We start from the raw sequence: 24,698 nt of genomic DNA on the forward strand, positions 1-24,698 counted from the left end.
TCTGAATAAATGACCAATAAAGACAGTGATTATGAATAGGCACAGTAGATTTTTATTAACAACGGGAATACTTTTTCTTGTTTTTGGGCAATCAGCCTTAGCACAGCAAAGTGTGATTTGGCAATTGGGTACTGCCGACTCTTCTAGTGCGGAGTTTGCACTATCGCCAGGAGATTATAAAAATTTTCTAGCCCATGATATGGGATATGAGGATAAACAAGTCATCATTGGTCAAAGTCAGTTGCGTAAAGATGTACCCTATGTACTTCCGGGTCCTGCAAATGAGTGGGGAGGTACAGGGCCTACCTCGGGGCTACGGACTCATTTTCTCAATTTTTACTATGTTTTAGATCAAGTAAATGCCACTGATTCTTATAATTTCGAAGTCGATTTGGTTAATTCTGACCCTAAGAATCATCCTACCTTGCAAGTATCGATCAATGGCAAAAACTATAATTATGCGATCGAAAATGGTGCAGGCACAGGCCAACCAGGTGTTGGGGCTCTGGGTAAAAAGAAGCTTATTGTGAAGCCTGACCCATCCTTACTTCGTTCAGGATACAACCATATCACATTAACAGTTCTGAAAGGTGGCTGGGTAGAATTTGATTCTTTTCAGCTATTGGGACCTGAAAAAACAAAACTTATCACAGATTATAATACGTTGGTGAAACAGATTAAGGTCGCCGATTTTGAATCTAATAGTGCTTCAGGGCGGGTACAAAATCTTTTAGTTGAGGTGCTACGTCTCAAAGATGACCAAAACATCAAAGTTTTGGTAGATGGGAAACCTATTTACCAAGGAAATTTAAACAAAGGCTTATCGCTCTTGGAATTGCCTCTTGCAGCTGTAAAGGAACGTAAGAAGAGTATATGTGAAATCTACATCAATGATAAGCTATCGGCTCGTCAGCAATTCATAAGAGCAGCTAAGCGACTTGGCGGAGCATCCGACTATGTTAATACCATGATGGGTACAGCCCACTCCCGATGGATGATTGCTCCAGGACCGTGGATGCCTTTTAGCATGGTAAAGCTAAGTCCTGACAACCAGAATGTCGGTTGGCAAGCGGGTTATGAACCTTCGATGGAATCGATAGGTGCTTTTAGTCATATTCATGAATGGACTATGGCAGGATTGGGTACTTTCCCTACTTCGGGTAGACTAAAAACGAAGGTTGGAGACCAGTATGATCCCGATTCGGGTTATCGCTCACGCATTGATAAAATGACGGAACATGCTCCTTTGGGTTCTTATCACGTGAAGTTGACCGATCATGATATCGATGTCGACCTGACACAAACTACGCGTGCCAGCTTTCAGCGTTACACGTTTAATAAATCGGATACTGGACGTGTGATGATCGATTTGAAAGTTAATGGTGAGTATCCTTACCAGATTGTAGACTATAAGTTGAAAAAAGTATCTGATACCAAGATCATCGGATATAGCAGTCAGCTTTCTGAAAACGTCTGGTCTACCGATGCTAAGCAGGATTATATCGTCCATTTTGCAATTGAATTTGATCGTCCAATTATCAACTTCGGGACATGGGAAGGCGATAGTATCAGCTATATACATGATGGTGAAGGTACAAACGTTACTGATGCAGGTATGTTTGTGGAGTTCGATGTACGCAAACAGAAAACGGTACAATTACGTACGGGTGTTTCTTATGTCAGCATCGAAAATGCTGAGGGAAATCTTCGAGAGGAAATCAGTCAACCATTTAAGTGGTCTTTCGATCAGATTGTTGCTCATCAGCACGCTGTATGGAATGAATTGCTTGGTAGATTGGAGATTACTTCTGATGACTATCTTGAGAAGGAAAAATTCTATACAAATATGTACCGGGCATTAGCCAGTAGAAATACCTTTAGCGATAGCAACGGTCAATGGCGAGATTCGCGCGAAGTTGTCCGTGTTTTAGGTGATAAGAACGATCTAGCGCTTGGCTGTGATGCCTTCTGGAATACTTTTTGGAATTTGAACCAATTTTGGAATCTCGTGACTCCAGAGTGGTCGAGTAAATGGGTCAAATCACAATTGGCCATGTACGACGCCGACGGATGGTTAGCTAAAGGACCGGCAGGGATGGAGTATATCCCCGTTATGGTTGCAGAACACGAAATCCCACTGATAGTCGGAGCATATCAAATGGGGATTCGCGATTATGATGTTCAAAAGGCATTTGCAGCAGTAAAAAAGATGCAGATGACCAGTCCATTGAAATTTGAGGGTGGTTTCGCTGGAAACCGAGATTTAGATGTCTACCTCAAGTATAAGTATGTTCCATCAGATTTGGGACGATTTTCTAATAGTCTGGAATATAGTTACGATGATTGGACGGTTGGTCAATTTGCTAAGTCGTTAAATAAAACCGCTGATTATGAATATTTCAATGATCGTGGTACATGGTGGAAAAATGCAATAGATACCTCGACGGGTTATGCACGGATGAAGGATTCAAAAGGAGCATGGTTAAAAGATTTTGATCCATTTAAATCAGGTGCAAATCATCATTATGTAGAAGGAAATGCTTGGCAGTTGACTTTCTTTGTGCCACAAGATCTACCTGGACTTTCAAAGTGGATAGGCGAAGATGTTTTATTGAAGCGATTAGAATGGGGATTTGGGGAAAGCGAAAAATGGCGTTATAATGGACCAAATGACCAATATTGGGATTACCCAGTCGTACAAGGTAACCAGCAATCGATGCATTTTGCCTATATCTTCAATTATATGAACAAACCTTGGTTGACTCAAAAATATAGCCGTTCCATCGCCGAACGTTATTATGGACAGGGAATTTCCAATGCTTATCTGGGAGATGAGGATCAGGGACAGATGAGCGCATGGTATATTATGACCGCAATCGGTTTGTTCCAGATGGATGGCGGTACCCGAAGTAATCCGGTATATGAAATTGGGAGCCCGATGTTTAAAGAAATAACGATCAAACTGGATAATAGGTATGGTAGAGGCAAGCAATTCGTGATAAAGGCTCATAATAACAGTAAACAGAATATGTACGTGCAAGCAGCTACTCTAAATGGAAAGAGACTCGATACGTTTTATTTTGATGCTTCCGAACTATTAAAAGGAGGGGAGCTTGTACTTGAAATGGGGCCAGAACCAAATAAACAATAGGGACTCATGAAGCGCTAATATATAGATCCTGCTACTTTTATTGCAGGTAAGTCTAAGGCGGAAATTCGTAAAGGTTGGAAACAGGGTCTTCAAATCAATAAAGTGATGCGGAAAAAACACCTAATTTATCAATAATAGTTTTCTAATCCTGAGACTATTTCTTAACTTAAATAGCGGTTTTATCTCTTTACCTAGGCATGTATAGGTAAAGAGATAAAAAATCAATGCCTATTCAAATATCTGTTTCTAGCTGTAATATTTCTTTTTAAGCCAAAGACTAGTCCTCACTAGGAGAATTAATACCGGTACTTCAATCAATGGACCTATAACACCCACAAATGCCTGAGGCGAGTGTATCCCAAACACCGCTATAGCCACTGCAATAGCTAGCTCGAAATTATTTCCAGTAGCTGTAAAGGATATAGCCGCATTCTTATCATAGTCCACCTGCATAGATTTATTCATGAAAAAGCTAATAAAGAACATCAGTACAAAATAAATTACCAATGGTACTGCCACTTTAACAACCTGCATGGGCAATTGAACTATTTGTTCACCTTTGAGGCTAAACATGAGGACAATCGTAAATAATAAAGCATATAGAGTGAATGGGGATATGAAAGGTATAAACTTACGATTGTACCAATTTTCACCTTTTACTTTAGCGAGGTATCTATGGCTTAAAAACCCAGCTAAAAAAGGGATTCCCAAATAGATGAATACGCTTTTTATGACTTCGCTCATTTCAATTGAAACCGTATATGCTGCAAATCCAAAATATGACGGTAAAACATTGATGAACAACCATACGAATAAACTGTAAAAGAATACTTGAAAAATACTATTTAAAGCAATCAGAAGTGCTGCGTATTCTCTATTCCCTTTTGCAAGGTCATTCCATACGATTACCATGGCAATACATCTCGCGAGACCAATAAGAATCAATCCCACCATATAATCAGGTTCATTTCTTAAAAAGAGAATTGCTAGAATAAACATCAAGATAGGTCCAACAAACCAATTCAAGACAAGTGATAAACTAAGTACCTTTTTATCTTTGAAGGCCAAAGGCAGTAAATTATAGTTTACTTTTGCCAGTGGGGGATACATCATGACTATTAATCCGAAAGCTAATGGAATATTTGTCGTCCCAATTGACATGCTATCCATTACATTGGAAATACCTGGGAATAAATTTCCAATAAGTATCCCCATTCCCATGGCAAGGAAAATCCAGAGGGTTAGATACCGATCTAGAAACTTCATTTTGACTTGCATAATGTATTAATTGATATTTGAAAAGATGTAAAACATTTCGGATGCAATCTCTAAACTTCGGTTCTTATATACTTGATCCTGTTGTTCAGTATTGTCTGAAATTTTAGGGTCTTCATAAGTAATGGGTATGCGTTTTTCGGCACCGGCAATAAAAGGGCAACCAGCGTCAGCCTGTGAACAGGTCATAATAGCTACAAACATGGATTGCGGATTGAAAGGGGCATCGTATTTTTTTGAAAACCCTATTATCGGTAATGCATTTTTATCATATTTTAGCGCATAGATTGGATTCGAAGTATTGGAAATAATATTGACATCGAGTCCTGCATGTTCAAATGTTTCTGCAATTTTAGAAAACATCGCTGTTGCTTCTGTACCACCTGAATAACAATTTACCTTTGCTATCGCATAATATGAAGCGGCTATTTGTGCCCATACTTGAGACAGGTGACTTCTTCGTGAATTATGGGTGCAAATAAAATTGATGTTGATATCTGAGCCAGATGAAACTTTATTTTGGATATAGTCAATCAAAGGCTGTAAAACAGATTTGCGCCCTTGATTGATTTTTAACTTTAGAATGCTCGAAATGGTATTGTTTAATTTAGCGTTCATAATGGTGTTATGATTAACAACAGCCTGAACCTGGTGTACAGCTATTCGTACTAGAAGCAACAACTGTCAATGGGGTGGGAATACCACAAGCATCCTGAGCTAAACATGCAGTTGTCTTGTTTGTTAATACGAAATTCTTTCCATTGAAATCTAACCCATATTTCCCAATCGTTCCACTTTGATACTCTACTTCAATCTCATGATCCCCGATGTTTAATTTCTGTTCAGATAGTTCGATGATATGCAATAGCTTTCCAGGTTTCAATCTGTGCTCGTAATCATCGGCATTCCATAGTTGGAAATTTACAGTGTTTTCTGTACGGGTTACACCGCCACAGTCAATAAATGTTTTAATGACCTGACCAACTTCCGTAACATGGAAATGTTCTGGAACGAATGTACCATCTTCTAATTGGAATTCAACATTTTCTAATGTTGGAAGGATTTGCTTAATTTCTGATAATTTCATTGTAATACTATATTAATACATCGTTATATTACGATGTATGTAGGTAAAAAATTTTAACAACATTTTTGATCGTTCACAGACAAGATGATGTCTCCAAAATAGGACTTCATGAATCTGAATGTGTTTTCGTCTATACAGTAGCATATTGACGAACCTTCAATACTCCCTTTTATAAGACCAGCATTTTTTAACTCTTTCAAATGTTGTGAAATCGTAGACTGTGCAAGAGGTAATTCTTCTACAATATCACTGCAAATACAGGTATTGACTTTTAAAAGATATTCTATTATTGCAATACGAGCAGGATGTCCAAGTGCCTTTGTGATTTTGGATATGAGCATTTGTTGATCAGTAAAGTAATCTGTTTTTGTAATTCCCATAATAGAATATTGATACATCGCAATATTACGATTATAGCATTAATAAATAATAATTTATTTAAAAAAAAGATTTAGAAATGACAAAATCGATGTGCTATGTTTTGTATTTCGATCCCTAAATGGAAATATTTTCATCGATGATTATAAACCTAATTTATTAAGCGAATTCTCAAACTTTTGTATTTGCAAGATTGTTTAAGAGATAAAATACCCCATTGAAAAACCGTATAAAGAATTCAATACCATGGAAACAATTGTTTTTTTAACTGACTTTTCTGTCCCCGCTCGGCATGCCTTTAATCAGCTATTGACCATTGCTAAACAGACAAAAATTAAGAATGTAATTATTTATCACTCGCTTGCATATTTTAATAACGGGTTTTATAGTACAGGAGATTTTATGTTACCACCTCCGCTGATGGATGAGGCAGAAATAGCTGATGTATCTGGAAAATTACGCCTTTTGAAACAAGAACTGTTGAACATTTCTCCCATGACAGAAGTAGGTGCACATTACGATAAATTGACCGTTAAAGAAGGTATTCTCCGAATCTCTGAAAGTGAAATTATCGACCTCATTGTGGTTGGTTTGAGAGGAAGTGACGATGGAGGCAAAAATAGTATCGGATCAACGACAATCGATCTTATACAAACACATGCCTACAATCTGTTATTGGTACCAGAAATGAATCCGGCACATGTATATAGAAATGCGCTCCTGGCTGTAGATTTATCGCATTTACGAGAAAGGCTACCTGTAAAAACGATATTCCGAATTCATAAATTTTTTAATTTAAATTGGCATGTTGTTAATGTAAGCGTTCAAGGTAAACAGTCAGCGGCAGAATTGATAGAGGAGCAGTCATTTTTACATACGAGTTTAGATAGTCTTGAACCATCCTATTCTTATTTGGAAGGAGAAAACATGATTGAAATGCTTAGCTCTTATGCAGAGGACCACGAAATCGACATCTTAGTTACTGTGCCTCGGAAATTGGGATTTCTGGCTACATTCTTTCAAAAAAGAGCTTCAAAAAAAATGGCGGTCCACACCAAGATTCCAATTTTGATGTTAGTTCCTTAAGTAAGGTAGCGCAAAAATCTCCATTATAACCATTTCTTATTTTGTCATCACTTTATAAGTGGGGTCGTCAAGGATATTAACTACAATCACACTTTCTGCATTTTTCAATAATTGAGTACACTCGTGGCTCAAATGGAGCAAGTGAAGCTTCTTGTCCAATCTGTGATACTTTGCTGTAATCTTACTCAGCGCATCAATTGCAGACATATCAACCACTTTACTCTCTTTAAAATCTATGATGACTTCGTTTGGATCGTTGGCAACATCAAATTTTTCTATAAAAGCAGCTGTTGAACCAAAAAAGAGAGGCCCAAAGATTTCATAATGCTTTATACCTTGGTCATCTACATATTTCCTAGCACGGATACGTTTAGCACTTTCCCACGCAAATACCAGTGCAGAAATTATTACACCAATCAAAACCGCTAAAGCAAGGTTGTGCAATAGGACAGTTATAATTGCTACTAACATTCCAATAAAAATATCATGACGTGGCATTTTATTGATAATTCTGAAACTTACCCATTCAAAAGTACCGATAGCAACCATCATCATCACACCCACTAATGCAGCCATTGGTATCTGTTCAATTACTGGACCAGCCACTAAAATCACAACTAATACTGCAAGAGCACCAACAAGCGCAGAAAGCCTTGATCTACCTCCGGCACCTATATTGACCAAGGTCTGCGCTACCATGGCGCATCCACCCATTCCACCAAAAAAACCATTTGTTATATTAGCAATACCTTGTGCCACAGCTTCACGGTTTGATTGTCCTTTGGTATTGGTTATTTCATCCACCATATTTAATGTTAGTAGGGATTCAATTAAACCAACTCCGGCCATTACCAATGCGTATGGGAAAATGATTTTTAAAGTCTCCAAACTAAATGATATATGAGGAAGATGAAATGAAGGTAGGGATCCACTGACAGCTGCTATGTCTATTACTTTTTTTGTGTCTATATTAAAGAAATAAACAATACCAAATACAAAGAGTATAGCAACAAGCGAGGCTGGTACTGCCTTCGTCATTTTTGGCAATACCACTACTATCGCAATTGTTAAAAGTGTTAGCCCGACCATAAGGTATAATGAAGGGCCCTCCATCCAACTTGTGGTCCCATTTTCTGTAATTTTGAATTGTTCTACCTGTGCCATAAAAATAATAACAGCAAGTCCGTTCAAAAAGCCGTACATAACGGGCTGTGGAATAAAGCTCACAAATTTTCCAAGCTTAAAAAGACCTACAAGCAACTGTAGGATCCCAGCTAATACTACTGCTGCGAAAAGATATTCAATACCATGAGAGGCTGCTAAAGCAATAAGTACCACTACTGTAGCACCGGCACCACCAGATACCATACCGGGTCTGCCTCCCAAAACTGCGGTAACTATACCCATTAAAAATGCAGCATAAAGTCCTGTTAAAGGAGTTAGACCCGCTAATATTGCAAAGGATAAAGACTCCGGGATCATAGTCATAGCAACTGCTAGACCAGCTAAAATTTCATTTTTGTAGTTTACTTTCTGTTTAAAATCAAACAGATTTACGATTTTATGCATATCATATAGAATTAAAATTTGACAAATGAAGCTGTATCGATAGATTGAAAAATCTTCGGTAGGGGGTATTTACCAATAAATGTTAATTGGGAAAAAGCAACAGGTTAGCCTTTATCTAAGGCGTGGTAACTTGGGATGTTATGTATGCTGTTTTTGTCATTGATGCCGTAAAATTAATACTTTCAATTTATTTTAAAGAGTATTTTTTAAAAAAACCTATTATTGGTAATTCATTTTTATCATATTAAGCCCATAGATAGCATTCGAAGTATAAGAAATAATCATTGTTTCGTGTTTAAGATTCAATATTTCGCTTTGACCCCCCATTACAGTTCTCGTAGATCTATATTAAATAGTTTTGTACCCGATGGATGTAAATTTCAAATATAATATGGATCGTAACAAAACATTTTCTACAGTGCTCAACCGTATCACACTTTTAGATGCGCTAAGAGGTTTTTCTTTACTAGGGGTAATACTTATGCATATGTTGCAACAATACAGTGTTTTTTCATTCTCTCCTGAACTTAGCCGACCACTGTTTCCAGAGATGGATGAGACTATACGTTGGATCGGTTCAAATGTTATTATGGGGAGGTTTATCAATATCTTCGCGTTCCTATTCGGTTTGAGTTTTTTCATTCAACTAGACCGATCGGCTAAGAAAGGAATTGATTTCAGAAGCCGTTTTATTTGGCGGATGCTGATCATGTTGGTCATCGGTCTCATAGGCAATATGTTTTATAGCGGCGAGATTATTTCCCTATACGCAGTCTTTGGTGCTATCTTAGTTTTGTTGTATCGGGCCAAATCTTGGGTATTGATTGCTATAGCGGCTTTATTGTTAATAGGAACACCTCGAATTTTACAAGTAAGTTATGCTTCTTATGTCAAGACTGAACAAATCGATCAGCAGTCTGATCAGCGTCAATCGGTAGCTCCTGCACCAGTTGATAAGTCTACTTTTCTCAATTCTGTCAAACATAATTTTACGAGAGGTCTTGAAGGTAAGTTAAATTATCAATTTGGTTTATTTGGTCGTGGTTATATTACATTTGCTCTATTTTTACTTGGTTTGGTGGCTGGTCGTATAGGATTTTTCGAAAGGGTTCAACCTACAAGGCGAGTTGCAAGCTTATTTGCGCTATTTGTCATTTCAGCAGTATCTATCAGCTATATTTCTGGTCTATTTCCTAATTTAAACTACCGTTCTTTGGCAAGTGGCCAAACCGATGATATCTTCTCTGGACTTACCTTAATGACTCTCAATGACTTAAAAGTTGTTGCTATTTCAGGAGCCATTATCACTGGATTTATGCTTTTACATCAGCACCCATTTTTCAATCGCTATTTAGATGTTTTTTCCCCTTATGGTCGCATGAGCCTGACCAACTATGAGTTGCAGAGCGTTATTGGTTGTTTGATATTTTCAATGTGGGCATTTGGGCCATTTTTTGAAACTTGGGGAACTACAGAACTCTTTATTTTGGGTATAGTGATTTATATAGCCCAATTATTATGGAGCAGGTATTGGTTAAAAAGATATCTATATGGTCCATTAGAATGGTTTTTGCGTTCGGCAACGTATCTAAAAATACAACCTTTACGCAAAAAGAAACAATAACTATAGGCCAAGGTTTAATCTCTGTTAAACCTTGGCTATTTTTGTTACAGCTTGCTCTTCCTAAAATCGTCCAATAAATACAGAAACGTTCATATCCTTCAGCTGAAGGATGAGCGAGGACTTACTAATAAATCCCTTACATGACTATACTTAAATCCTCCAATCGTTAAACGTGAATATGGAAATCTATTTATTATTGAATAAAATTTAGCTCGCTTAAGATTTTAACGATATTAAATTTACGCCTCAATGTAAGAAAGGTCATATTCAGGAATCAATTTTGTGGGTTGAGACAATAATTACTGTTATATTCAGTCAATAAATACCACCTTTGTAAAATGAAGAATAACGACATAACTAAAGTTCTGCACAATTAATAATTCCCGGATTTTTAATAAGCTAAGTGAAGTCATTATTAGTTGATGGAATAAGTTGAATTGATACTCACAATGACAGAACTTGATATGTGACTATACCATGAAGCCATCTGTGAATTATCAATAGATAAAAAAATATACAATTATGGGTCAAATAGATAAACGATTTTTACCAACTCGTTTCAAACAAATGCTGTTAGTTTTTTTTGCATTTATATTATTTTATCTTGTTTCGTATATATTAGATCCATATAGTATTTTTTGGAAAGAATATTTTAATAGAAAACTCCACGAAATTTTTACTGAATGGACAGTGTCATTTCTATTTTGCTATCTAATATCTGAATCTAGCGTATTTATCCATAAAAAACTAAATTCTCGAGTACCTTGGACAGAAAATAAGACCAAGCGATTATTTCTTGAAGTTTTTCTAAATTTCAGTGTCGTTGTTATACTGATCTTGATGAATATGCTTTGTTTTTCTTTGATTTATTCCGACTTACCTGACATAAATTCTGTTGAGGAAATTACAGGATTTTTACAGTGGATAGTGACAAGCTTGCTCATATCCTTTATGATTATAAGCGTTAATACGGTGAGCTATCTCATTAATAATTGGATAGATACCTCGTTGGAAATGTCTCAGCATAAGATTCAAGCAGCTGAATTGAAACAGGCATCCGTAGAAGCAGAACTCAATACTTTAAAGCTACAACTTGATCCACATTTTATTTTTAATAACCTGAGTGTATTATCTGAATTGATTCTAGAAGACCAACAACTCGGATTTGAGTATTCCGAAAATTTCGCGAAAGTGTATCGATTTCTACTTGTAAATAGTAAAAAGAATCTAATTTGTTTAGATGATGAAGTCAAATTTCTCAGTTCATATATATTTTTAATAGAAAATAGGGTAGGTACGGCTGTACATTTTAATATTGAAATTCAGGATCACAGTAGAAATTACTATATACCACCGCTAACATTACAGTTATTGATTGAAAATGCTATCAAGCATAATACTACTAATCAAAAAAAACCACTGATTATCAATATATCAAATCCTGAGGTTGGACGGATAGTTGTTGAAAACACACTTTCTCCTATTGATAACAGTAAGATTATATCAACTGGAATAGGATTAAAAAATATAAGCAGTAGATTTAAACTTTTGGGGAAAAAGATTCCAGAGGTCAATCAAGATAAATATACCTTCAAAGTTTCTATTCAATTAATAGAGTATGATAGAGAAAATAGTAATAGTTGAGGATGAAAAACTCAATGCAGACCGTCTTAAACGCTTAATTAAAGAGATAGATCCAAACGTGACTATTATTGCGGTCTTGGACAGTGTTATGGATACAGTGGACTGGTTCAAGGAAAATGAAGAACCTGATGTGGTCATGATGGATATCCGCCTATCTGATGGGGTGAGTTTTGATATTTTTGATAAAGTCACGATCCAATGCCCTATTGTTTTTACAACTGCATATGATGAATATGCAGTACAGGCTTTCAAATATAACAGCGTAGATTATATATTAAAACCAGTTCAAAAAGAAGAGCTAAAAACAGCATTAGACAAAGTAAATGCTTTTAAAGCACCTGCAGAAAATCAATTGTCGATAGACAAATTACTCAACTATATCAAGAAGAAAGACTATCGTTCTAGATTTTTAATACCCTATCGGGATGGTTTTCAAACGATATTGGTCACCGAAGTGTCTATCATTTATATGGACTCAAAACTGACGAAAGCACGTTTGAAAAATGGTAAAGATGTCATTTTAAATATGAGTCTTGATGATATTGAAAAGCAACTCGATCCAAAACTATTTTTTCGAGCTAACCGCCAATTCATTATCCATATAGATGCGGTCAATCAATTAGTGAACTATTTCAACAGGAAACTTAAAATAATCATTTCCGATTCGGATTTTGAGATAATTGTGAGCAGAGAAAAGTCGACTTTATTAAAAGAATGGCTTGATTCATAATCTGTATCACCATGTTTATAGATTAATGCTATATCAGTGAGGTTTCAAAGAAAACGATCGGCTCTAAAATCAGAGCCGATCGTTTTTCTACCTATTCATTGAAGTTTTGTTATTCCACTCCACCACCTAAGGCACGATATAAATCTGTGGTTGCATCAAATCTCTCTTTTTGGATTGAGATAGCTTCAAGATCATTTTGAAGAGAACCATTCTGTGCCGTAATCACATCTAGATAAGTTGCCATTCCACTTTTATAGAGCAACATGGCATTATTAACAGCTTTCTGCAATGCTGATTTTTTCTGATCTATCAAGAGCATACGCTCACGGATATGCTGTCTTTTTGCTAAAGCATCAGATACTTCTCCAACAGCTGTCATCATTGCCAGTCGGAACTGTTCTGCAGATTTTTCCTGTTCAATTTTAGCTATTTCATATGCCGTTTTTAATCTCTTATTTTGAAAAATTGGTTGTGTAATATTACCCGCAATATTCTTAACAAGGGACCCAGGTAAATCAAACCAGTTGTTAAACTGGAACGAATTGATACCTATCGAAGGAGTGAGCTTAAAGGATGGGTACATCTCTGCCTTGGCAAGACCCGTATTCGCGTTGGCAACTACAACAGCATATTCTGCAGCTCTTACATCAGGGCGCCTGCTGAGCAGATCTGCAGGTATACCCAAAGGGAAACTTTCAACAAATGGAGTACTGTCCAATGTATTTGCACGTTGGACACTATCTGGGAATGATCCACACAGAATACGCAATGCATTCTCCTGTACAGCAATATTTTGCTGGGCAAGCGGAACAAGTAATTCGGCAGTTTTCAATTGCGCCTCAGCTTGATTGACTGCCAGTGAATTGGTCTGTGCCGACTGAAACTGAAGTTGAATCATCTGTAGCGTAGTATCGCTTAATTCAATATTTCGGGAAGCAACTTTAAGCTGTTCATCCAAAGTGATTAAATTGTAGTAAGCCTGTGCCACTTGACTTACGATACGTGTTCTTAATGCAGACAGATTTTCGTGTTGCATGAAGAAGTTTGCTCTTGCAGATTCTTTTTGCATCGCTACTTTACCCCAGATATCTGCTTCCCATGCAACAGTAAGCGTAGCGGAGTAATCATCCATATACTGATTCCCTGTAAATTGTTCGCTCAAAGAACCGTTCATAGAACTTTTTGACAAATAGTTTCTTGCCGCAGATATCGAAAGATCTGCCGTTGGAACAAGTCCCAATTTTGCCTGTTTATAGGAAAGATCTAGCTGACGGAGACTCATCATAGCGACCGATATATCCTTATTCTTTTCAAGTGCTCTATCAATCAAAGCCGTCAAATGAGTATCTTTAAAGAAGGTTTTATAGGGAAGACTAATGGTATCACCTGTCACCTCAACCGTATTCCTATAATTTTGCGGAGTCTCCAACTCTGGACGAATATACTTTTTGTTTACGGAGCAAGAGGACAATAAAATTGCCACTCCAACACCGTAAATTATATTATTTATAGATAATGCCATTATTCAACATTTTGAATTTTTTGATTTTTATTTTTACCCGATATCTTTTCCTGAAGATATTGAAAGAGTATATAAAGGATCGGTATTACAAATACACCTAATATTACGCCTGAAAGCATCCCAATTGCTGCCCCCGTACTGATCGACCTATTACCCATTGCCGAGCCACCTGTCGCAAACATCAATGGAATCATACCTGCAATAAAAGCCAAAGAGGTCATGATGATAGGACGTAACCTCGATTTTGCACCATCAATAGCAGACTCTACGATAGAAGAACCTGCTGCCCGACGTTGTACGGCAAATTCTATGATTAAGATTGCATTTTTAGCTAATAGACCCACAAGCATAATTAAACCTACTTGTACATAAATGTTATTATCCAATCCAATTGCTTTGATTGAAGCAAATGCCCCAATTATACCTGTCGGAATAGACAGGAGAACTGCTAGAGGTAATAGATAACTTTCATACTGTGCTGCCAATAAGAAGTAGACAAATAGGAGACACAACGATAAAATTATCATCGTTTGGTTACCTGCAGACTTTTCCTCTAAACTTAATCCAGTCCATTCATATCCATAGTCCGAAGGGAGTTTGCTTAAGACATTTTTCTCCAGATTATCCATGATATCACCATTACTAGCTCCTGGTAAAGGCACTACGCTAATCGTAAGTGCGTTAAACAAATTATATCTGCTTAAGGACTCTGGGCCATAGACCTTATGTAGTGTCACCAGCGACTTTACTGGAACCATTTGATTCTGGTCATTACGTACAAATATTTCATTAAATGAATCTTCATCTGTTCTGAATATTCCATCAGCCTTTACATTGACCCGGTAGAATTTACCAAAGCGGGTAAAGTTCATGGATTGATCACCTGCGAAATAGGTTTGGATTACGTTCATCATGTTACTGATTTCAACGCCCATTTGCTGAGCTTTATCCTCATCGACTTCAAGTTCTAGCTGTGGAAAATCGGTACGGAATGTCGTATAGGCAAACTGTACCCCGGGTTGCTGCATAATTTGTCCGATAACCTCATCAGACATCTGTTTCAGTTTTTCAGGAGATTTCCCGCTTTTATCCTGTAGAACGATTTCGGCACCGCTTGTTACCCCGTAGCCATCTATCGGAGGACTTCTAAAAGCCATTATAGTAGCCTCCTTGACAGTCGCAAACTGTGCTGTTAGATTTCCTAAAATCACATCGATGTCTTTCTCTTCACCACGATCTTTTTTATCTTTCAACTTGATAAAACCCATCGCATATGCTGGACTGGCACTATTAGATAAAATATTGAATCCTGTAATAATGGTACTATTTTGAACAGATTCTTCTTTTTCCAACATATCATCTACACGTGCAGCAGCAGCAGTTGTCCGATCTAAGGCAGTACCCGGAGGCATACTTAAACTGAAGATAATAAATGAATCATCTTCCATAGGAACAAAGCTTTTTGGTGTACTGATCATCATCCAGCCTGCTAATGCAGTAATCAGAATAACTAAACCTGCACCGATCCACTTTTTAACAATTAGGAATCGTAATCCTTTAATGTATTTACCCGTTAGGTTTTCAAAGCCAGCATTGAATGCTGTAAAGAATCGCTTCCCAAATCCTTGTTTTTCAGATTCCCCATGATGACCATCGGCATGATTATTTTTCAATAACAAAGCACATAGAGCAGGAGTAAGGGTTAATGCATTTACTGCCGAAATGATAATGGCAATTGCTAAGGTATAAGCAAACTGCTTATAAAAAATACCCGCAGAACCTGTCATAAATCCGATCGGTATAAAGACAGCCGACATCACTAATGTAATCGAGATAACTGCGCCAGTGATTTCACCCATAGCGCTATGAGTTGCCTCTTTACCGGTCATATTGGTGCCTTCCATTTTACTATGGACGGCTTCGACGACGACAATAGCATCATCGACGACAATACCAATTGCCAACACGAGTGCGAAGAGTGTCAGTACGTTTATGGTAAAACCAAAAGCAAGTAGAAAGAAGAATGTTCCTATGATCGCTACCGGTACCGCAATTGCAGGTATGATGGTGGATCTAAAATCTTGTAAAAATAAGAATACGACGATAAACACAAGTATAAATGCTTCAATCAAAGTAGATTTTACCTGCCCTGTAGCTTCGTCAAGTCGTTCTTTTGTACTCATCAAACTCGTGTAATCCACGCCTGGAGGAAAATTTTTGGAGGCACTCTTCAGTACATCGCGTACACCGATTTCGATATCATTGGCATTCGACCCCGTAGTCTGGAGAATCGCAACAGTAACTGAATTTTTACCGCTCATGGTTGTATTTCCACTATAACTAAGTGAACCAAACTCTATACGGGCTACATCTTTCAAGCGTACCAAAAGTTCTCCATCTCGTTTTACAACGATATTTTCATATTCATGAGGCTGGCTCTTTTTACCTTTATAGCGCATCACGTACTCCAAAGCTGCATTTGATTCTTCACCCAATTTACCCGGTGCCACTTCTAAACTTTGGGTACCGATTGCATTACTGACATCAGCAGGTTCTAAACCATAAGAGGCCATTTTCTGCGGATTGAGCCAAACACGCATCGAATAGTCCTTTAAGCCAAATACTTGTGCTTGGCCTACACCAGGTACACGTTTGATCTGGGGTATGACATTGATGTTGACATAATTTTGTAGAAACAACTCATCATATTTATCATTATCATCCGTATATACGTTGAAGATCATGATCATACTATTTTGTTGTTTTGAGGTTGTCAGTCCCATCCGGATTACCTCTTGAGGAAGTATCGGCGTAGCCTGTTGTACTCTATTCTGCACGTTTACAGCGGCCTGGTCAGGATTGACACCTTGTTTGAAGATGATGGAAATGGAAAAAGAACCATCATTACTTGCAGTTGATTTGATGTACTGCATGTTCTCGACTCCGTTAATCTGTTCCTCCAGAGGTGTAACTACAGAACGGATAACAGCCTCACTATTTCCCCCTGGATAACTTCCCGACACCATGACAGTTGGTGGTGAAATATCTGGAAACCTTGTTACAGGGAGTCTTAATAACCCTATAACGCCCAATATTAATAGCACAACCGAAATAACGGTGGCCATTACTGGTCTATCTATAATCTTTTTTAACATGTTGATACTCGTCTAAAAATTAATTTTTCAATGAGTCTTGACTTATTAATTTAGGTTGAACAGCGACTCCCTCTGTCAATTGGTCAATACTATTTACCGCTATTTTATCGCCCGATATTACACCCGATTTGATGATATAATCTGAACCTGTTCTACCATTTATTTCGATAGCTTTCATGGCCACTTTATTACTATCAGCGAGTACATAAACAAAAAACTTGTCCTGTATATCTTTCACTGCCGCCATCGGTAAGGTAACTGCACTATTTAGATTCTTTGTTAAAACAACACGAGCAGCTCCGCCCGAACGTAAAATTTTATCAGGATTTGCAAATACTGCCTTTAACGCTATTGTTCCCGTGTTACGATCAATGTTACCACTTGCGATTTCGACCTGACCTTTTTGACTATATCGGTTACCATCGGCCATGATAATTTCTACCGTGTTCATTCCTGCATCATTCTTTCTATCATTCATGAATGCAATAAATTTTGCCTCATTGAGATTGAAGTAGACAAACACTTGGTCTATTTCGGACAGGCTTGTTAGTGGATTAGCATCGGAAGGTGTTACCAAATTTCCGACTCTGCTCGGGATACGTCCGATATATCCACTTACTGGTGCTTTGATAATTGCGAAAGCAGCATTCAGCTGGGAAGAGCTCAGCGCTGATTTTGCCTGAGCAACTTGTGCGGTCGCCGCATCATATTGAGCTTGTGCAGTTTTTAATTGTAGCTCTGAAACAACTTTCCCCTGAACTAGCGGTTTTATTTTCTCAAGTTCGACCTGTGCGTTGGTTTGAGAAGCCAAAGCCGATTGTAAAGACGCATTACTGTTATTTATCTGTTCATTGAATACGTCACTTTTGATCTTAAACAGTGATTGTCCTTTTTGTACGTATTGCCCTTCCTTCACATATGTTGCTTCGAGGTAACCAGAAACCTGTGCTCTAATATCGACATTGACTGTTCCCTCTATGGTACCCGGATAAGTTTCTACGATGGTGGTCGGAGATTCTTTTAGTTCAATGAAATCAGCATGAATAGCTTGCTGTTCATATGATACATCCTGTTGTTGTCCGCCACATGAAATAAATAATAAACCGAAAGCAAATACGGCTATATATAGATTGAAATTGTTCTTTGCTTTGAATTCTTGCATGACCATTTTTTTATGATTAAAATTTCAGGCACAAAGAACAGGAGATTCGACCGTTTAAGAAAGAGATAAGTGACTGAACTGGAGAAAATAGCATCTGAAACGAAACTGTTGCCATCTGAATCAGCAGATACACTTCGTTAAAGAACCTTATAGTTATGAAGTCATCTGGAAAATGTCAAATAGCGTTTTCGTTTGTACTATTATTACAAACGAAAACGCTACACAATTACTGACATAAAGAAAAGATTTAATATTGGCTTACCTAATTGGATTCGAATCTAATTTTATAAGGCGTTTAATGTCGGTATTTATATCATCCACTTCAAAACATAGGTGCCTCTGATATATTCTTCAATATCAGAGGCACCTACTGTCATTATTTTTAAATATTCCTTTGCTTTCAACTTTTATAATTTTAAAAGTTCATTGTCTATGACTCTCAATTCGTCTTCCGACAACTTGAAGTCAAGTGCCTGTGCATTGGCAATTGCCTGCTCTGCATTTCTGGCTCCAGCCAAAACAACACTGATCCCGGGTTGAAGGATCGTCCACTGTAAGACCAGTTGCGAAAGTGTAGCACCTTTGCTTTTTGCAATAGGTTCAATTGCCTGCAAAAAAGATTTTACTTTTGCCAGATCAAATTGGGAGAAATAACCATTTCGGTGGTCATCGCCTTTTAGTTTGCTTTCTTTGAAGTATTTACCTGTTAACAAGCCTCGTTCCATTGGACTGTACACGATAATTCCCAATTCATTTTCCAGTGCATAGGGCACCAATTCATTTTCGATCGTACGATTCAACATACTGTAAGAAACCTGATTGCTGGCTAATTTAAAGGTTATTGAAGCTTCGCCTAATTGATCTACACTGTAATTGCTGACTCCAGCGGCCCGGATTTTACCCTGTTGTATCAATACTTCTAGTGCTTCCATCGTTTCTCCGATGCTTGTTGAATTGTCTGGCCAATGCAGCTGTAATAAGTCTATATAATCCGTGCCCAAGCGTTTTAGGCTTTCTTCAACCTCTTTAATAATGCTCGCTTTAGCTGCATATTTGTAAACAGGTATTTTCTTTCCACCTTCTTCAGCATCAAAAAAAAATTCACCTTTACCTGCATTGCTTTCATCCCAAACCAACCCGAACTTGGTTAACAATTGGATATTGCTTCTGTCTTTTCCTTTAATAGCTTCACCGATTATTTCTTCACTTAGACCAAAGCCGTAAAAGGGAGCTGTGTCAATACTAGTAACACCATGATCCAGTGAAGCATGGATAGAGTCGATGGAGTCTTTCTTCTCATTGCCGCCCCACATACTTCCTCCGATTGCGAAAGCACCGTGTGTAATAGTAGATAATTTCAGTTCTGTATTTCCTAATGTTCTATATTCCATTTTGTGTAGATTTTATAGTAATGTTGTTAAAATAATTGTCGGTTGTTCCTGTAACTTCTCCGTAACAAGTTCTCCAAATGCCCTGATGTAGGGTTGATCATTGTGCTCCGTTAAACCGTCCCTACTTTTCCATATTTCGTAGAATGTGAATAGGTTTGGATCTTCCAAACCTTGATGGAGATTGTAGAGCTCACATGCTTCTTCTTTTCGGGTTTGAAGCACCATGTTTTGCAATATGGAAGCAACTTCTTCACGGTATTCTTCTTTAACCATAATAATGGCTGTTAAATGGATCTTCATTTTTTTAATTGTTGTCCAAAAACCTTTTCAAGATGTTTGGTATATTCAGTCATATCTCTTGTAACGTCAGCGTTTTTTTCTACATCATAGAAGTGGAAGCTCTCCATTTTTTCAAGTGAGGCAAAAGCATTCATACGGTGGAAGCCGAACAAAGGGCCATTGTCAACGCTGGTTTCGTTAAAAAATTCACCAGGTAGCGTAAATGCTGTCTTCGGGGCATTCCAACTGCTTGTTACCATATATTTCCTGCCTTGTAACATCCCTCCAGTGCCATAGTTGATTTCAGGGTTTTTCGAAGTACGCCCATCGCTGTTATAGATTCCTTTCTTGTGTCCAACCGTAAAGACTTCATCAATGTATTTTTTAAATCCGTTAGGGATCTGAAACCACCACATGGGGGTGTGATAGATGATGTAATCTGCCCAGACGAAATTCTCTACTTCTTCTTCATTGTCATATCCGTCTTCGATATTGGTCAATTTCACTTCAACGTTTTCGAATCTTTCAAAAAAGGAAAGCGTGTTTTTGGTAACTGTCTGATTATATCTTCCGCCGGAATGAGCAAATTTTTGTCCTGCATTTATGATTAATACATGTTTCATGTTTGATCGTTTTTAAATTCTGATACAAAAGTATAACAGTAATTTCTATTACGAAAATAACCTAATTAATAGCCTGATATCATAATTATAATAACTACTCAATACTTGGCTTTTATACCTATTTCAATTGTTTATCAGCTCAATCTTATATTTTAGGATAAATTAAATCAGAACATACTATTATTAAAGTAATACAATTTATACCTTTACATAGTAATTTTAGTATCATGGTTAACTTAGAATGGTATCGCACTTTTAAGGCGATTTACAAAACAGGCACATTGACAGGTGCAGCTGGAGCCTTATTCATATCCCAACCGGGAGTAAGTCTCCATTTAAGTTCTTTGGAATCTTATGTGGGCTATAAGCTATTTGACCGCACTGGCCGCAAAATGATTCCAACGGAACGAGGAAAGGTACTTTTCAATGCATTAGTGGAACCGCTGACAAAACTAGAAGAGATTGAAAAGAATTTTCAGCAGTCTACCGAAAAGCATACCCCAACTATCAGCGTTGGTATGTGCTTTGAAACCTTTCAGATTACTTTGGAGCAATATGTATCCACATTGCCTTTTAATTTGATCATCAGCTTTGGTGAGTATCCGGAAATGCTGGATCAATTGGAGAAGGGCATTTTAGACCTAATCATCACGCCAAAAAAAGGCGTATCTCCCAATATTGAACATGAGGCTTTTTCTTGTGAAAATATCGTATTGGTCGGGGGAAAAGACATTGACCTGAAAGCATTCAAAGATGTTCACAAAACGAAAAACAGGACAAAGATTGAGCTTTGGCTAAAACAGCACAAATGGTATGGAACTACGGGCGATATGGAACATTTGTTTCAATTCTGGAGTCTGAACTTTGGAAAAAAGCCAGATTTCAGACCAAACTATATTGTACCAAATCTCAATTCCATTGTGCGCTGCCTGAGCGGAGGAAGCGGTCTGGCTGTTATCCCTGATTTCTTATGTCATGATGAAATACAAAGTGGCGAAATCCAATTGGTATGGGAAGGAGAAAAGAAGCTAAAGAATACGCTTTATTTTGGAACACGTAAAAAAACGACCCATAATCAGGAAATTAATCATATTAAAGACCTGTTCAAAAAAGTGATGAGCTGAGCGAATGATGATTAAAGTCCGTAGGAAATACGACAATTCCTCTTCAACCATTCCTATGCATAATATCTAGACAAACAAAAGGTATAGCGGGGCCTACATTAAGGTGACTTTTCAATATATCACCTTAATGCTCATTGCCCTTATAAATCCACATCGGTTCGGTTTGGCCAGCACGTGAAAACCCCATTTTCTTGTAGAATTCTGTAGCGTCGCCATCAGCAGTAAGCATCTGCATATGAAATGAACCATATTTCTCCTGCATCTTATCCATGATCATTTTACCGATACCTTTGCCCTGATAATCCGGATGTACGAGTAGGTGAGGGTAGTATACAACTAGATGGCCGTCAGAAATAGCATTACCAAGCCCCACGAGCCGTTCATTGTCCCATGCAGTGATCAATGAGTGCGAATTACGCAACGCATTATAAAGCTCTGCAGGCTTATCTGCAGAGCTCCATTCGTTAGCACGGTATAAGTTAATTATCTCTTCAGGTTCAATGTTTCTACGTTCAGAAATACTAATTTCCATATCATGTTCCATATTATTTTTTTAATAAAGTAATTTCAAGAAGATAATTCCCGAGATGCAAGTCTGATAAACTTAATTATAAAATTTAAAAGAATTCCGTTTTCCATCGATAAGACTCGATATGACATCTCCTTTAGATTTATTCAAAAGCTAATCAATTAATTTCAAGCTCTTTAATTGCTCCAATATCAAGTGGTCTACTGGAGAAGTTCTGTGCTTATCCTTGTAGGTTATCCATTCAAATGATTCTATTTCGTTCGACGCTATCAAAGCGCCTTCAAATTCAGCAATATAGCATAGCATTTGCACCACAACACCTTCTTTGCGACCATCAGCGGGGGCTTCGAAACAACCAAAGAAACTGACAGTGCCATCAATAATGTGTACATTGAGTTCTTCGAATATCTCCCTTTTGAGGCATTCTAAATCAGACTCATTATTTTCTCTCTTTCCTCCAGGGAAATATAGCTTATTCTTTGACTTGGAAAGAGTACTCAAGACCTTTCCAACGGATATATTAATTAAGGCAACTTTGTCGATAACAGTATGCTCCATAATTTACTTTTTAAAACGGGATTTATGATAAAACTTTCTGAATGACCCTATTTTCATGCACCTTGCCCATAATCATTTAACTTATACCTTGTATATATGGTTAATAGAGCCGTTTCAGTGGCCTTATTACCAAACAGATGTTAGCTACAGTTTTTTTATTAATTTATCAATTCTTCTTTTATTCTGTTGTTGCAATAAAGAAGGGTTTAAATTCATCAATATATTCACGATCATTATTGTCAAACCAAATAGCCATTCAGTCTTATTAAATTTCACTAAGGCAAAAATTGTTACAAAAACAAAACCTATTAAATGCTCAATTTCTGAATTTGTCATTTCTTCACGCAATTTATGCAAGTCGGTTTTTTCAATTTTATTACTCAGTTTAAGTTTTTGATTAAAAAATTTAAATGGTGTATTTTTCACCGTCCATTTAACAATTCCAACTCCAAACCATTTGTTCAATTTTTCGCTTCTAATAAAACTAAAGTCTGATAATCCATTGTTGTAAAACTTTGTTTTTTTCAAGATTGCATTAACGGCCATTCCAACAATAAACGAAATAAATGTTATTGCTATACTGAATGATAAATATTTATAAACCATTTTTAATCTTCTATTTATATTTGGTCATTTGGAAAACTTTCCTGTTTTAGGAGACCTCCAATTTCTCAAACAGTTAATAAATATAAAAACATACTTTTAAGAAACCAAAGATTCTTGGAACAGAACTGCCAAGATCTTGTAAAACGTTTCGATTGTTCCGACATCAGTAAAAATCCTTGTGATGTGTTTACATTTAAAAAAAGTCTATTATTTTAAGTAAAAATAATACCGATCTGATTTAGGATATTCAGACCAGTAAAAACTGTTTTTTAGAGGATGCTGCATGAAGATAAAATTGATCAAGAGTTCGTCGAAAAACTACAATTGAGGTATTCTTGGCAATGTAATTTAAGACCTAGATTAGAAACAGATTTTAGAACTGTCGTCTATATTCGCTTGGACTAACTCCTAACACCTTTTTTACATATCGGGTAAAAAATGAATAGCTAGAAAATTCCATTTCATTTGCAATTTCCGAAACATTCATATTCTTGTTCCGCAGCATAACAACTATTCGGTCTTTTGTAAGACGTTGTATCCACTGAGAAGCAGGAACACCTGTATTTGCTTTGCAGATTTGATTCAAGTATTTTGGAGAAACATTGAGTCGATTACTGTAGTACTGCACCTCACGTTCCTTCATACAATTATCTTCTACCAATTGTAGAAATCTTTCATAAAGTGTTCCTGCCTGTAACGAACGTCTTCGTCTATCCAACTGATTGGCAAAAATATTCCACATCTCCAAAACGAACAATTGTATCTGAAGTTTCAATACTTCATCATAAAACCGATGTTCTGTTTCTAAATACCTATTGTTCAGCATTTGGAAATTGACAAGAATCTTTTTTTTATCATTTTTATCGTCAGGATGCAAAATAGGGTTCTCCTTATGATATACAATAGAATCTATACTCAGGTTCTGATTGGGGAGGTTGTCCAAAAGAAATTTTTTTTCAATAAATAATACCATTGCCAGAAAATTTCCGGAAAGGAATAGATCTGATACCTCACTTCCAGCAAGCCAAAAAATAAATTCACCTGTTTTACAATGGAATATCTGGTCATTGAATCTGAATTCTGCGTTTCCACGTTGACAGTAAATATGTGTGTGAAATCGGGATTGAAAATCCTTGGGAAATTGAGCTAAATTCGAAGCCTTAAATGATATTATTTTTTGATTCTCATCTATCTGCATACTCAAT

21 protein-coding genes are annotated in these 24,698 nt (G+C 37.0%); 6 read left to right on the forward strand and 15 right to left on the reverse strand.

Going from position 1 to position 24,698, the window contains the following annotated elements; all coding sequences use genetic code 11:
* The first annotated feature begins 31 nt into the window (after positions 1-31).
* The gene (locus KO02_RS09470) at positions 32-3,151 is read left to right on the forward strand and encodes a GH92 family glycosyl hydrolase (protein ID WP_038697815.1); all 3,120 of its coding nucleotides are present in this window, start codon (positions 32-34) and stop codon (positions 3,149-3,151) included.
* A 246-nt stretch (positions 3,152-3,397) separates the two neighbouring features.
* Here KO02_RS09470 and arsB read toward each other — a convergent pair whose 3' ends face one another.
* The 4 genes from arsB to KO02_RS09490 are packed head-to-tail and all read right to left on the reverse strand — an operon-like array spanning position 3,398 to position 5,893.
* The gene (arsB, locus tag KO02_RS09475; protein WP_038697817.1) at positions 3,398-4,429 is read right to left on the reverse strand and encodes an ACR3 family arsenite efflux transporter; all 1,032 of its coding nucleotides are present in this window, start codon (positions 4,427-4,429) and stop codon (positions 3,398-3,400) included.
* A 6-nt stretch (positions 4,430-4,435) separates the two neighbouring features.
* Entirely contained in the window at positions 4,436-5,044 is a 609-nt protein-coding gene (locus KO02_RS09480; protein ID WP_038697819.1) for a low molecular weight phosphatase family protein, read from the reverse strand.
* A 13-nt stretch (positions 5,045-5,057) separates the two neighbouring features.
* Positions 5,058-5,513, reverse strand: a complete 456-nt coding sequence (locus tag KO02_RS09485) for a DUF6428 family protein (RefSeq protein WP_038697821.1) — start codon at positions 5,511-5,513, stop codon at positions 5,058-5,060.
* A 53-nt stretch (positions 5,514-5,566) separates the two neighbouring features.
* Positions 5,567-5,893 carry an ArsR/SmtB family transcription factor gene (locus tag KO02_RS09490; RefSeq protein WP_038702428.1) on the reverse strand — a complete coding sequence of 109 codons (327 nt, stop codon included), beginning with the start codon at positions 5,891-5,893 and terminating at the stop codon, positions 5,567-5,569.
* A 244-nt stretch (positions 5,894-6,137) separates the two neighbouring features.
* Between KO02_RS09490 and KO02_RS09495 the strand changes: the two genes are divergently transcribed.
* Positions 6,138-6,977, forward strand: coding sequence for a universal stress protein (locus KO02_RS09495; protein ID WP_038697823.1), 840 nt, complete (start codon positions 6,138-6,140; stop codon positions 6,975-6,977).
* Positions 6,978-7,013: 36 nt separating this feature from the next.
* Here the strand turns inward: KO02_RS09495 and KO02_RS09500 are convergent, their stop codons facing one another.
* Positions 7,014-8,546, reverse strand: coding sequence for a SulP family inorganic anion transporter (locus KO02_RS09500; RefSeq protein WP_038697825.1), 1,533 nt, complete (start codon positions 8,544-8,546; stop codon positions 7,014-7,016).
* Positions 8,547-8,937: 391 nt separating this feature from the next.
* Here KO02_RS09500 and KO02_RS09505 point away from each other — a divergent pair, with 391 nt between their 5' ends.
* The 3 genes from KO02_RS09505 (at position 8,938) to KO02_RS09515 (ending at position 12,544) form a co-directional block, all read left to right on the forward strand.
* Entirely contained in the window at positions 8,938-10,170 is a 1,233-nt protein-coding gene (locus KO02_RS09505) for a DUF418 domain-containing protein (RefSeq protein ID WP_038702430.1), read from the forward strand.
* 522 nt (positions 10,171-10,692) lie between these two features.
* Entirely contained in the window at positions 10,693-11,814 is a 1,122-nt protein-coding gene (locus tag KO02_RS09510) for a sensor histidine kinase (protein WP_038697827.1), read from the forward strand.
* Positions 11,789-12,544, forward strand: coding sequence for a LytR/AlgR family response regulator transcription factor (locus KO02_RS09515; RefSeq protein WP_038697829.1), 756 nt, complete (start codon positions 11,789-11,791; stop codon positions 12,542-12,544). Before KO02_RS09510 ends, KO02_RS09515 begins: the two co-directional genes overlap by 26 nt.
* 109 nt (positions 12,545-12,653) lie before the next feature.
* On the opposite strand, the gene KO02_RS09520 is transcribed toward KO02_RS09515, so the two are convergent.
* From KO02_RS09520 to KO02_RS09545, 6 genes are all read right to left on the reverse strand, one after another.
* Entirely contained in the window at positions 12,654-14,066 is a 1,413-nt protein-coding gene (locus KO02_RS09520) for an efflux transporter outer membrane subunit (RefSeq protein WP_038697831.1), read from the reverse strand.
* Entirely contained in the window at positions 14,066-17,221 is a 3,156-nt protein-coding gene (locus KO02_RS09525; RefSeq protein WP_038697833.1) for an efflux RND transporter permease subunit, read from the reverse strand. The genes KO02_RS09520 and KO02_RS09525 overlap by 1 nt, the downstream gene beginning before the upstream one ends.
* Before the next feature lie 19 nt (positions 17,222-17,240).
* Positions 17,241-18,383 carry an efflux RND transporter periplasmic adaptor subunit gene (locus tag KO02_RS09530; protein ID WP_235212378.1) on the reverse strand — a complete coding sequence of 381 codons (1,143 nt, stop codon included), beginning with the start codon at positions 18,381-18,383 and terminating at the stop codon, positions 17,241-17,243.
* Positions 18,384-18,790: 407 nt separating this feature from the next.
* Positions 18,791-19,774, reverse strand: coding sequence for an aldo/keto reductase (locus KO02_RS09535; RefSeq protein ID WP_038697837.1), 984 nt, complete (start codon positions 19,772-19,774; stop codon positions 18,791-18,793).
* A 12-nt stretch (positions 19,775-19,786) separates the two neighbouring features.
* Positions 19,787-20,074 (reverse strand): putative quinol monooxygenase, encoded by a 288-nt coding sequence (locus KO02_RS09540; protein WP_038697839.1) that lies wholly within the window; start codon positions 20,072-20,074, stop codon positions 19,787-19,789.
* On the reverse strand, positions 20,071-20,676 hold the full coding sequence (locus tag KO02_RS09545) for an NAD(P)H-dependent oxidoreductase (RefSeq protein WP_038697841.1): 606 nt from the start codon (positions 20,674-20,676) through the stop codon (positions 20,071-20,073). Before KO02_RS09545 ends, KO02_RS09540 begins: the two co-directional genes overlap by 4 nt.
* Before the next feature lie 227 nt (positions 20,677-20,903).
* Between KO02_RS09545 and KO02_RS09550 the strand changes: the two genes are divergently transcribed.
* On the forward strand, positions 20,904-21,800 hold the full coding sequence (locus tag KO02_RS09550) for a LysR family transcriptional regulator (RefSeq protein ID WP_038697843.1): 897 nt from the start codon (positions 20,904-20,906) through the stop codon (positions 21,798-21,800).
* A gap of 124 nt (positions 21,801-21,924) precedes the next feature.
* On the opposite strand, the gene KO02_RS09555 is transcribed toward KO02_RS09550, so the two are convergent.
* The 4 genes from KO02_RS09555 to KO02_RS09570 form a co-directional block, all read right to left on the reverse strand.
* Positions 21,925-22,344 (reverse strand): GNAT family N-acetyltransferase, encoded by a 420-nt coding sequence (locus KO02_RS09555; RefSeq protein ID WP_235212379.1) that lies wholly within the window; start codon positions 22,342-22,344, stop codon positions 21,925-21,927.
* 138 nt (positions 22,345-22,482) lie between these two features.
* Positions 22,483-22,887, reverse strand: a complete 405-nt coding sequence (locus KO02_RS09560; RefSeq protein WP_038697845.1) for an NUDIX hydrolase — start codon at positions 22,885-22,887, stop codon at positions 22,483-22,485.
* A 144-nt stretch (positions 22,888-23,031) separates the two neighbouring features.
* Entirely contained in the window at positions 23,032-23,493 is a 462-nt protein-coding gene (locus KO02_RS09565) for a hypothetical protein (RefSeq protein WP_038697847.1), read from the reverse strand.
* Positions 23,494-23,866: 373 nt separating this feature from the next.
* The gene (locus KO02_RS09570; protein ID WP_038697849.1) at positions 23,867-24,691 is read right to left on the reverse strand and encodes a helix-turn-helix domain-containing protein; all 825 of its coding nucleotides are present in this window, start codon (positions 24,689-24,691) and stop codon (positions 23,867-23,869) included.
* Positions 24,692-24,698 lie beyond the last annotated feature (7 nt).

The sequence above is a fragment of the Sphingobacterium sp. ML3W genome (genome assembly GCF_000747525.1).
Taxonomy (GTDB): Bacteria; Bacteroidota; Bacteroidia; order Sphingobacteriales; family Sphingobacteriaceae; genus Sphingobacterium.